The sequence below is a fragment of the Sphaerisporangium aureirubrum genome (genome assembly GCF_042658925.1).
Lineage (GTDB): Bacteria > Actinomycetota > Actinomycetes > Streptosporangiales > Streptosporangiaceae > Sphaerisporangium > Sphaerisporangium aureirubrum.
Map to the genome: position 1 here is coordinate 56365 of NZ_JBHSRF010000046.1, position 10617 is coordinate 66981.

Sequence of the window (10617 nt, forward strand, 5' to 3'; positions counted from 1 at the left end):
GGAGCGCAACATAGCCACGAAGACGAGTTTCATGCGGAACGAGCCCTACGAGACCCTCGCCAACGGCGACTACGAACTTGAGGAGCGCCAGGCGCTCCGCCGGGTGGCCGGGCTCTCGACCGAGCTCGAGGACATCACCGAGGTCGAGTACCGGCAGCTGCGGCTGGAACGCGTGGTGCTCGTGGGGGTCTGGACCACCGGCACGATCATGGACGCCGAGAACTCCCTGCAGGAGCTGAAGCTTCTCGCCGAGACGGCCGGGTCCGTGGTCCTGGAGGGCCTGATCCAGCGCCGCCAGCGGCCCGACACCGCCACCTACATCGGCTCGGGCAAGGCGGCGGAGCTGCGCGACATCGTGATCGCCAACGGCGCCGACACCGTGATCTGCGACGGTGAGCTGACCCCCGGTCAGCTGCGGCAGCTCGAAGAGGTCGTGAAGGTCAAGGTCATCGACCGCACGGCCCTCATCCTGGACATCTTCGCCCAGCACGCCAAGAGCCGCGAGGGCAAGGCCCAGGTCGAGCTGGCCCAGCTCAGCTACCTGCTGCCGCGCCTGCGCGGCTGGGGCGGCAACCTGTCGCGCCAGGTCGGCGGCCGGGCCGCGGGCGGCGTCGGCATCGGCGGCCGCGGTCCCGGTGAGACCAAGATCGAGCTGGACCGCCGCCGCATCCGCGAGCGCATGGCCAAGCTGCGGCGCCAGATCGGCGGCATGTCCGTCGCCCGCGAGACCAAGCGGTCCTGGCGGCACGCCCGCGAGGTCCCGTCGGTCGCCATCGCCGGATACACCAACGCCGGCAAGTCGTCGCTGCTCAACCGGCTGACCGGCGCCGGGGTGCTGGTGGAGGACGCCCTGTTCGCCACCCTCGACCCCACCGTGCGCCAGGCCCGCACGCCCGACGGCCGGCGGTTCACGCTGACCGACACCGTCGGGTTCGTGCGCCACCTGCCGCACCAGCTGGTCGAGGCCTTCCGGTCCACGCTGGAGGAGGTCGGCGACTCCGACCTGATCCTCCACGTCGTGGACGGCTCGCACCCCGACCCCGAGTCCCAGATCGCCGCCGTGCGCGAGGTGATGGGGGACATCGAGGGCGCCCGGCGCATCCGCGAGATCATCGTGGTGAACAAGGCGGACGCGGCCGACCCCGTCGTGCTGGCCCGGCTCCAGATGCGGGAGCGGCACAGCGTGGTGGTGTCCGCGCGCACCGGCGCCGGGATCGACGAGCTCATCGAGGTCATCCAGCAGGAGCTGCCGCGTCTGGACCACGAGGTGCACGTGCTGGTGCCCTACGACCGGGGCGACCTGATCGCGCGGGCCCACCAGGAGGGCGAGGTGCTGTCGGTCGACCACACCGGCGACGGCACCGTCCTGCGGGCACGGGTCCCCGCGGTGCTCAACGCCGAGCTGGAGCGCGTCGCCAAGCCGGTCGAGACCGTCTGACCGCGCGCACGTTAAAAGAGACCGGCCGGGTTCCCACCCGGCCGGTCTTCCGTGTTCCGGGGCCTCGGGAGCGCGGTGGTTCCCGCCGGCGCCTCAGCGGGTGCGTCGCAGCGCGACCACGGCCACGTCGTCCTCGCGGGCGCCGAAGTGGTCGATCAGGCGGTCGCAGAACTGCTCGGGGTCCTTGTCGAAGGCCACGGCGAGCTGCCGGACGACCTCCATGCTCCGGTCGAGCGGCACGTCGCGGTCCTCGATGAGGCCGTCGGTGAACAGCAGGAGCGCGCCCTTGGAGGGCAGCGTGAACCGGTCCACGCGGTAGGTCTCGGTCGCCGCCCCGATGAGCAGGTTGCCCCAGCCGTGGTAGTGCGCCGCGCCGTCACCGATGATCACGGGGGGGATGTGGCCCGCGTTGGACATCTCGACCGAGCCGTCCACCGGGTCGATCAGCAGCAGGCACACCGTGGCCGTCATGCTGGGGTGGTGCTGGCGGAGCAGGTCGTTGAGCCGGCCGAGGATCTTGCCGAGATGGCAGCCCTCGACGGCCAGGGCGCGCAGGCCGTGCCGCAGCTCCGCCATGACCGTGGCCGCGTAGAGCGAGTGGCCCTGCACGTCGCCGATGCCCACCAGCAGCCGGTCTCCGAGCGGCAGGACCTCGTAGAAGTCGCCGCCCACCTCGACGTTGTCCACCGCGGGCTGGTAGCGCACCGCCAGTTCGAGTCCGGGCACCTGCGGCACCCGGGCCGGCAGGAAGCTGCGCTGCAGGGTGAGCGCGATCAGGTGTTCCTCGGCGTAGGCGCGCAGCGCGTCCACCGCCAGCGCGATCGTCTGGCCGAGCTGCTTGAGGATGTCCAGCTCGTCGGGGTCGAGCGGCTCCATGCCCTCGACGCCGAGGTAGACGGGCGGGCGGCCGGCCTTGGTGCGGGAGACGACGGCCGAGACGTCGGCCCGGGTGTCGGAGTCCGGCAGGAAGTCCAGCCAGGCGGCGCGCGACATCGACAACTCGGCCGTGCCCGCCGACTCGCCCAGCACCAGCCGGGTCACCCGGTCCAGGATGTCGCTGGGCGCGTTCAGCCGGACGGCCTCCCCGCCCGGCTCCATCGCCGTGTACCGCCGGATCCTGCCGTCCAGCGCGACCGCCAGCGCCCCGCTGCGCCGCCCCATGATCGACGCGGCGCCCTCGACGGCGGTGCGCATCAGCGCACCGAAGGTCGCGGCGGAGTTGATCTCCAGGGTGACCTGGGTGAGCTGCCGCAGCCGCTGCGCGATCCGCTCGGCACGGGTGCGGGCCCGTGAGTAGCGCAGCGCCGCGTGCACGGTGGCGATGAACTCCTCGGGCTCGATCGGCTCGGCCATGTACGCGTCAGCGCCGCGGTCCAGGCCGCGAGTGCGGTCGGCCACCGCGATGGCGTGCGCGGAGATCTGCAGCACCGGGAGCGCGGCGGTCTGCGGGTCCGCCTTGATCCGCTCGCACACCTCGTAGCCGTCGATGTCGGGCAGCCGGACGTCCAGGACCACGACGTCGGGGGCGATCTCGTGCACGAGTGTCAGCGCCTGGCGGCCATCGGTGGCCTCGACCACGCGGTGCCCCGCCCGGCGCAGCCAGCTGCCGAGGATGTACCGCTTGGTGGGGGTGTCGTCCACGACCAGGACGGTGCCCGGCGGCTCCGTGGTCATCATCCCTCCTGAGGCGTGTCTTCCATGACGAGCGGCAGCCGCACCGTGACCGATGTACCGGTCCCGGGTGTGCTGAACAGGTGCAGCGTACCGCCGAGAGCCTCGGCCAGTCTGCGCGCGTACGGCAGGCCGAGTCCCGTGCCGCGGCTGTTCAGCGACACCGTCCCGGGAACCTGGTAGAACTCCTCGAACACCAGCTGCTGGTGCTCGCGCGGGATACCGATCCCGGTGTCGGTGACCACGAACACGACGTCGCCTTCGTCGACCCGCGCCGACATGGACACCTCGCCGGCCGCAGTGAACTTCAGCGCGTTGGACAGCAGGTTGCGCAGGATGCGCGACAGCAGCACCTCGTCGGTCAGCAGCACCCGCGGGCCGCCGGACACGTCCACCGTGAGGCGCACGGCCTCGGCGCCGCTGGTCGGGCGCAGCGTCATGCGCAGCCGCTCGGCCAGCTCGTGCAGGTCGACCGGCGTCAGCTCGGGGGTGATCCGCCCGGACTCGGCCTTGGCCATGTCCAGCAGCTCGCTGACCAGCGCCAGCAGCGTCTGCGCCGAGTTGCCGATCAGTTCGACCTGGAGCTGCTGCTCCTCGGTGAGCGCCTCGCCGCCTGGGCCGAGCAGCAGCCGCACCAGGCCGATCACCGAGTTGAGCGGGGTGCGCAGTTCGTGGCTGACCGTCGCCCAGAAACGGTTCCTGGCCTCGCTGGCCTCACGGAGCTGGGCGGACTTCTCGTCCAGCTCGGCGTACAGCGCCACCACGCCGCGGTTGGTCTCCTCCAGTTCCTCCGACAACTGGTTGTACAGCGCCAGCACGCCCTGGTTGGTCTCCTCCAGCTCGGCGTTGAGGCGCAGCAGCCGCTCGCGGTGGTTCTGCGCGTCCTCCAGGGCCGCGGCCAGCTCGCGGTTCTGCTGGCGAAGCTCGTCCAGCACCCCGGCCGGGGCCACCGTCGCCATCCGCTCCCGGATCTCGCCGATCGTCCTCTCGTCGGGGGCGTGGCCACCCGTGATCTTCTTGGTCATCGTGATGGTGCGCAGCGCTGTCTCGTGCCGCACCTCGTCCATCAGGCGCGCGGCCAGCGTCACCCCCGCCGGGGGAATGCCGCCCTCCCCGGCCGAGTAGGTGATCTCGACGACCAGGCCGCTGGGCTCCTCCATCCGGAAGGTGATGTGCGCCTCCCGGGCCCCCGCGACGATCTCCCGGCCCACCTCGCTGAGGGCGGTGCCGACCCGGATGCGGTCCAGGTCGTCCAGGCCCGCGGCGCCGGCCACCTCGCGGCCGATCTGGCGGGCGGCGAAGACGTCGCGGTCGTCCCGGATCACTGTGTTCAGCAGATCACCGGTCATTGTCCCCACCTGTGCCCCCGGTGTGTCGGTGTCCCGTTCTCTCACCGGCCACCCCGCCGGTCATCGCTCCACCCGCATCACCAGCACACACGCGTCGTCCCGCCGCACCGCCCAGTCGCGCAGGAGCGTTCCCGCGATCACCGGCGCGGAGTGCGTGAGCAGCCCCGGGTAGCCGGAGAGGTTCCACCGGTCGGTCAGGCCGTCGGAATGCAGCACCACCAGGCCGTGCGGGGGCAGCTCGTAGCGCATCTCGCGGATGCCGCGCGCCCGGTGCCCGGCGATGCCGTGGACCGACACCATGCCCTGCCTGCCCTCGGCGTGGACGATCCAGCCGGAGATGTTGCCCACCCCCGCGTACGCCGCCGTGCGGGCGGCCCGGTCGAGGCGGACGACGGCGACCGCGCCGCCCCGCGTGCCGCCGAGCGCCTCGTGCACCCGCTCGATGATCACGGCCGGGGTGGCGTCGGTGTGCTCGCGGAAGACGCGGACCGCCTCCGTGGACGCCGCCGCGGCGGCGATGCCGTGGCCGAGGCCGTCGCAGACGATCGCGGTCAGGGTGTCGCCGCGGCCGGCCACCGCGAACGCGTCGCCACAGGCCACCTCGTCGCCGATCGGGCGGTACATGCCGCACTCGCGCTCATCGGGCTGAGGGGAGCCCGGCGCGTGGAAGCGCATCGTCAGGATCGTGCCGCGGCCGGGCTGGGAGTGGACGTCCCAGGCGTCCGACAGCCGGGAGATCGCGCCGAGGCCGATGCCGAGCGTGCCCGCGGTGGAGTGGCCGTCCCGGATCCTCGCCTCGACGTCGGCCATCCCCGGCCCCCCGTCGAGGCTGAAGACCTCAAGGGTGGTGGCGGCATCCGGGTGCGGGCGGATCAGCATGACGCCGGCGGTGGCGTGCTTGACGAGGTTGGACGCCGCCTCGCTGACCGCCACGCCGATCCGTCCGGTGTGGTCCTCGCTGAACCCGCCCTCCTTGGCGAGGGCGATGGCGATCCTGCGGGCGGCGCCGATGGCGCTCGCGTCCTCCAGGCTGAGCCAGATGTCCCGCCGCGGGGTCACCGCGTCCACTTCGTCACCGTGACGACCGTTCCCTGGCCGGGTTCCGAGGCGAGGTCGAACTCGTCGACCAGCCGCCTGCTGCCGCTCAGGCCGAGGCCGAGGCCGCTGCCGCTGCTCCACCCGTCGGTCAGCGCCAGCCGCATGTCGGGGATCCCGGGGCCGTCGTCGCTGAACACCAGGCGCAGGCCGCGGCGGCCGCCGGGCTGCTGGAGGATCTCGATGCGCGCCCGGCCGCCGCCCGCGTGCACCAGGGTGTTCCTGGCCAGCTCGCTCGCCGCGGTGACCACCTTGGTCTGGTCGACCAGCGACAGGCCGAGCTCGATGGCGCTCGCCCGGACCCTCTGGCGCACGATCACCACCTCGTCGTTGGAGGTGATGGCGAGTTCCAGGACCGTGCCGACCGCGGGCGGGATGCTCACGGGCCGACCGCTGACAGGTCATCCTCGGGTGCGTCGGTGGCGGTGCGCCGGTCGGCGTCCGCGCGCTGATTGAGCAGGGCTATGCCCTTCTCCAGGTCCAGGGCCGTGCGCAGGCCTCCCAGGGAGAGCCCCAGCTCGACCAGCGTGATCGCGACCGCGGGACGCATGCCGACCACGATGGTCTCGGCGTCCAGCATGCGGGCCATGCCGGCGATGGTGGACAGCATGCGGCCCACGAACGAGTCGACGATCTCCACGGCGGTGATGTCGATGATCAGGCCGATGGCGCCGGTGGCCACGATCTTCTCCGCGATGTCCTCCTGGAGCGTGAGGACCGTCTCGTCGTCGAGGTCGCCCTGGATGGAGACGAGGAGGATGTCGCCGATCTTGAGGATGGGCACGCGGTCCATCAGGCCTCCTCGGTCCGCACCGCGATCCGCGTCCGGGCCTTGGTCGCGATCTCGACGCCGCTCTGGCGCAGGGCGTACGCCAGGGCGTCGGCGAGCGTGGCCTTGGTGACGATGTCGCCGAACTCGATGCCGAGCGTGACGATGGTGTGCGCGATCTGGGGGCGGATGCCGGAGATGACGCAGTTCGCGCCCATGAGCCGGGCGGCCATCACGGTCTTGAGGAGGTGCTGGGCGACCTCGGTGTCCACCGCGGGGACGCCGGTGATGTCGATCACCGCGTACTCCGAGCCGGTGTCGACCAGGGTCTGGAGCAGCTTCTCCATGACGACCTGGGTGCGCGCCGAGTCGAGCGTGCCGATGAGGGGGACGCTGAGGATGCCGTCCCACAGTTTCACCACCGGGGTCGACAGCTCCAGCAGCTCTTCGGCCTGGTCGGCGATGATCTTCTCCCGGGCCGAGGAGAAGGTCTCGAACGTCAGCAGGCCGAGGCCGTCGATGAAGCGCGACAGCCAGATGAAGCCGCGCAGGGCGCTCTCGCTGCCGTCCAGCTCCACCAGCTCGTACACCGCCTCCTTCACCCCGAAGACCGTGAGAGCGGTCTCGGTCGGGGTGAAGCCCTGGCGGGCCCTGGAGCGGGACAGCTCACCGAGCAGGCCGTGCAGCTCGGGGACGGCGTCCTGGTGGTCGAACGTACGCAGGAGCGCGTGGTATATCTCCTGGAGCTCCTTGCGGGTGTCGGCGTCGCTGAGGCGGCCTCGCAGAGGCTTGCTGGAGACATCGACCCAGCGCTGGAGGATCTGGTCCTCCTTGGCGCGCATCAACTCCTGGATCTGGCTCCTGCTGGTATTCTCCTGCACGGTCAAGGTAACTCCCGGGCCGACCCACGTGTAAAGACGAGTAGAACATGCTCTCGGACGCAGGCTACACGGTGTCGGCTTAAGATCATTTCATCGCGCGGGCCGGGGGGCCTGTGCCCCGCGACGTGACGAACGGGGCAGAAGGGCACAAAGCCCGACATTAGCGGTAAACCTCGCGAAGGCGCAGGAAAACCGCTGTGGCCGGTGCCCCTCTGTTATTGCTACGATATGGAAACCCTAACAAGACATTCTGGCGCTGGTTTCGCATGAGGACGCCTGTGACTGCTGCTGCCGCAGGGGCGGGATCGGCGCCGGCGGTGGCTGGGGGCGGAGTTTCGACATGGCGGGGTGCAGGTGGTCCCGTCCCAGACAGGTGAGACGAACCGGTGTTCTTCTCAATAACCCTGTACACCGAGCCGACCTGTGAAATAACGTAACTGAACTGAATCGCCTGGCCAAGATCCGGGCGGTGCCGTCATCGCACACCAGTGCGGATGAGATCAGGAGACCCCCCAATGACGTCCGGAAACCTGGCGGACCCAGCGGGCGTGGCGCCCATTTCGAGCTGGGCCGCAAGGGCATGCCGGGACGTCGCCGTGGTCCCCGGCGGGGTGGTGATGCCATGACGGTGCGGCTCCTGACCAACATCGGCCGGCTCTGGACGGGCAACGACGTCTGCAGCAACGCCGCGATCCTCGTGCACAACGACCGCATCGCGTGGGTCGGCCGCGCGGCCGACCTTCCGCAGAGCGTGCCCGGCGTCGTGGACGACATCGTGGACGTCGACCACGTCGAGAACCTCGGCGGCGCGCTCGTCACCCCCGGCCTCATCGACGCGCACACCCACCCGGTGTACGCGGGCAACCGCTGGGCCGAGATGGCCATGCGCTCCGGCGGCTCCTCGCCGAGCGCCATCACCGCGGCGGGCGGCGGCATCGGCTCCACCGTCACCGTGACCCGCGGCACCGACCCGTGGACCTTGTGCAACGGCGTCCGCGAGCGCCTGCGCGACTGGCTGCTCAACGGCACCACCACCGTCGAGGCCAAGACCGGCTACCACCTCACCCGGGACGGCGAGCTCGCCGACGTCCGCCTGCTGCGCGAGCTCGAGAAAGAGCCGATGATGCCGCGGGTGCACGTCACCTTCCTCGCGGCCCACGTCGTCCCGCCGGAATACTTCGGCCGCCAGCGCGACTACGTCGAGGCGGTCGGCTCCTGGTGCGCCGACGCCGCGGCCGCCGGCGCCGACAGCGTCGACGTCTACTGCGACGACGGCCACTTCACCCCCGACGAGGCCCGCTTCGTCCTCACCTGCGGCCGCAACGTCGGCCTGCTCCCGCGCGTCCACGCCGGCGCCTACAAGCGCCGCGGCGCCGTCCAGCTCGCCGCCGAACTCGGCTGCGCCTCCGCCGACCTCCTCCACCAGACCGCCGACGAGGACATCGCCCTCCTCGCCCGCTACGGCGTCCCCGCCGTCGTCTGCCCCGGCACCGCCCTCCAGCAGCAGACCCTGCCGCCCGTCCGCCGCATGCTCGCCCAAGGCGTCACGGTCGCCCTCGGCAGCGACCACAACCCCGGCCACTGCGGCATCACCTCGATGTCCCTGGTGATCAGCCTCGCCGTAGCCGCCTTCGGCATCAGCGTAGGCGACGCCCTCCGCGCCGCCACCCTAGGCGGCGCCACCGTCCTAGGCGCCCCCGACCGAGGCGTCCTGGCCCCCGGCCGCCTGGCCGACATAGTCCAATGGGACGCCGACCACGAAGGCGCCTTCGCCTGGGGCTTCGGCCTAAAACCCCGCCGAGTCTGGCGCGGCGGCACCCCCGTCCAGTAACCCCACCCCGCCGCCATCCGGCACACCACCGCTCTCCCGGCGCTACGGACACCGCCCCACCTACCGGCGCCTGGTACGTCGGGTCGTTGCGCGGCGAATCCAACACCGCCGTACAGCGCTCTACGTGAGGGGCACCCCAGCGGGACGAGACACCCGCTTCCGTACGCGGACGCCTCCCTCCGCGGACGCCTCCCTCCGCGGACGCCTCCCTCCCTGCGCTACCAACGCCCTGCCCTATCGGCGCCGGTACGGCGGGTCGTGGTGCGGCGAATGCGGCGCCGCCGTACGGCGCGTTACCGGTCCCTTAGGGGAGGAATCTCCGCCGCTACGGCGATGCTGAGGCGGCCCTAGAAGTCCGTGTGGGCGCCGGCCACTTGTCCCGGAGCGGCGCACTTTGGTGGCGGGGGCGTGTGAGGTGATGTGTGATGGGCTCGAGTGGAAAGGGTGGAGACGGGTAGCCTTCGGACATGTCACAACCGGTCGCTGTGGTTACCGATTCGACCGCTTATCTTGATCCCGCGGAGGTCGAGCGACTCGGCATCATCGTGATCCCCCTCCAGGTCATCGTCGGGAACCGGATTCTGGATGACGGCACGCAGATCGACGCCTCCGAGGTGGCCGCGGCGCTGAAGGACTGGTCGCCGGTGTCCACCTCCCGTCCCACCCCGCAGCGGTTCGCGGACGCCTATGAGCGCGCCGCGAAACTCGGTGCGACAGGGGTCGTCTCCCTCCATCTGTCCGCCGCGCTGTCGGGGACGGTGGAGTCCGCGAGGCTGGCCGCGCAGGACGCCTCCGTCCCCGTGGACGTCATCGACAGCCGCTCCCTGGCCATGGGCCTGGGCTTCCCCGTCCTCGCCGCCGCGGAGGCCGCCCGGCGGGGCGCCGCGATGCCCGAGGTGGCCGCCGCCGCCCGAGCCCGCGCCGAGGCCACGCACAGCTTCTTCTACGTCGACACCCTGGAGCACCTCCGCCGAGGCGGCCGCATCGGCGCCGCCGCCACCTTCCTCGGCTCCGCGCTCGCGATCAAGCCGCTGCTCCACATCACCGACGGCACGATCGCCCCCCTGGAGAAGGTCCGCACGGCCACCCGAGCGCTGGCCCGCCTGGAAGACCTGGCGATCCGCGCCGCCGGCGACCGCCCCGTAGACGTCGCAGTCCACCACCTGGCGGCTCTGACCCGCGCCCAGACCCTCGCCGGCCACCTCTCCACCCGTATCCCCAACCTGGCCACAATCCGCGTCGTCGAGATCGGCCCTGTGGTAGGCGTCCACGTAGGCCCGGGAATGCTGGGCGTCACCCTCGCCCCCGCACTTCCGTCCCCCCTCGAAGATCCCCCCAATTCCGACTCGCCGCCATCTTCCCCCTCCGCTAATGACCCGTCACCGCACCCGTGATCCTCACGTGATAGCGCTTCCTCCTCTCGGCGAATATCCGCAGACAGCCCACTGACCCGAGATATCCACAGAATTAAATTCGGTTAATCACGCGGCAGGCGGCCTCCCTAAAGTCCCCCGCATGCGAAACAAGCCCACCCCCCCAAGCAGCACAATCGCCGAGTCCCGCCTCCAAGCCCTCACCGCTCT

At 71.2% G+C, this 10617-nt stretch carries 9 protein-coding genes; 3 read left to right on the forward strand and 6 right to left on the reverse strand.

Going from position 1 to position 10617, the window contains the following annotated elements:
• The first annotated feature begins 31 nt into the window (after positions 1–31).
• Positions 32–1438, forward strand: a complete 1407-nt coding sequence (gene hflX, locus ACFP1K_RS26105) for a GTPase HflX (RefSeq protein ID WP_380757967.1) — start codon at positions 32–34, stop codon at positions 1436–1438.
• 93 nt (positions 1439–1531) lie between these two features.
• Here hflX and ACFP1K_RS26110 read toward each other — a convergent pair whose 3' ends face one another.
• Genes ACFP1K_RS26110 through ACFP1K_RS26135 form a run of 6 tightly spaced genes read right to left on the reverse strand, consistent with a single transcriptional unit; the run spans position 1532 to position 7203 of the window.
• Positions 1532–3115, reverse strand: coding sequence for a SpoIIE family protein phosphatase (locus ACFP1K_RS26110; RefSeq protein WP_380757952.1), 1584 nt, complete (start codon positions 3113–3115; stop codon positions 1532–1534).
• Positions 3112–4458 carry an ATP-binding protein gene (locus tag ACFP1K_RS26115; protein WP_380757954.1) on the reverse strand — a complete coding sequence of 449 codons (1347 nt, stop codon included), beginning with the start codon at positions 4456–4458 and terminating at the stop codon, positions 3112–3114. The genes ACFP1K_RS26110 and ACFP1K_RS26115 overlap by 4 nt, the downstream gene beginning before the upstream one ends.
• Before the next feature lie 60 nt (positions 4459–4518).
• Positions 4519–5526, reverse strand: coding sequence for an ATP-binding protein (locus ACFP1K_RS26120; RefSeq protein WP_380757956.1), 1008 nt, complete (start codon positions 5524–5526; stop codon positions 4519–4521).
• Complete coding sequence (locus ACFP1K_RS26125) at positions 5514–5936, reverse strand: anti-sigma regulatory factor (protein ID WP_380757958.1); 423 nt, start codon at positions 5934–5936, stop codon at positions 5514–5516. The genes ACFP1K_RS26120 and ACFP1K_RS26125 overlap by 13 nt, the downstream gene beginning before the upstream one ends.
• On the reverse strand, positions 5933–6346 hold the full coding sequence (locus ACFP1K_RS26130; protein WP_380757959.1) for an STAS domain-containing protein: 414 nt from the start codon (positions 6344–6346) through the stop codon (positions 5933–5935). Before ACFP1K_RS26130 ends, ACFP1K_RS26125 begins: the two co-directional genes overlap by 4 nt.
• Positions 6346–7203 carry an STAS domain-containing protein gene (locus tag ACFP1K_RS26135; RefSeq protein ID WP_380757969.1) on the reverse strand — a complete coding sequence of 286 codons (858 nt, stop codon included), beginning with the start codon at positions 7201–7203 and terminating at the stop codon, positions 6346–6348. The genes ACFP1K_RS26130 and ACFP1K_RS26135 overlap by 1 nt, the downstream gene beginning before the upstream one ends.
• Positions 7204–7825: 622 nt before the next feature.
• Here ACFP1K_RS26135 and hutI point away from each other — a divergent pair.
• On the forward strand, positions 7826–9034 hold the full coding sequence (gene hutI, locus ACFP1K_RS26140) for an imidazolonepropionase (RefSeq protein ID WP_380757961.1): 1209 nt from the start codon (positions 7826–7828) through the stop codon (positions 9032–9034).
• Between the two features lie 467 nt (positions 9035–9501).
• Positions 9502–10428 (forward strand): DegV family protein, encoded by a 927-nt coding sequence (locus tag ACFP1K_RS26145; RefSeq protein ID WP_380757963.1) that lies wholly within the window; start codon positions 9502–9504, stop codon positions 10426–10428.
• The last annotated feature ends 189 nt before the right edge of the window (positions 10429–10617 follow it).

Bases quoted from the DNA above. Each gene is read 5' to 3' on its own strand.
- hflX (WP_380757967.1), top strand. From the start codon at position 32: ATGCGGAACGAGCCCTACGAGACCCTCGCCAACGGCGACTACGAACTT.
- ACFP1K_RS26110 (WP_380757952.1), bottom strand. From the start codon at position 3,115: ATGATGACCACGGAGCCGCCGGGCACCGTCCTGGTCGTGGACGACACC.
- ACFP1K_RS26115 (WP_380757954.1), bottom strand. From the start codon at position 4,458: ATGACCGGTGATCTGCTGAACACAGTGATCCGGGACGACCGCGACGTC.
- ACFP1K_RS26130 (WP_380757959.1), bottom strand. From the start codon at position 6,346: ATGGACCGCGTGCCCATCCTCAAGATCGGCGACATCCTCCTCGTCTCC.
- hutI (WP_380757961.1), top strand. From the start codon at position 7,826: ATGACGGTGCGGCTCCTGACCAACATCGGCCGGCTCTGGACGGGCAAC.
- ACFP1K_RS26145 (WP_380757963.1), top strand. From the start codon at position 9,502: ATGTCACAACCGGTCGCTGTGGTTACCGATTCGACCGCTTATCTTGAT.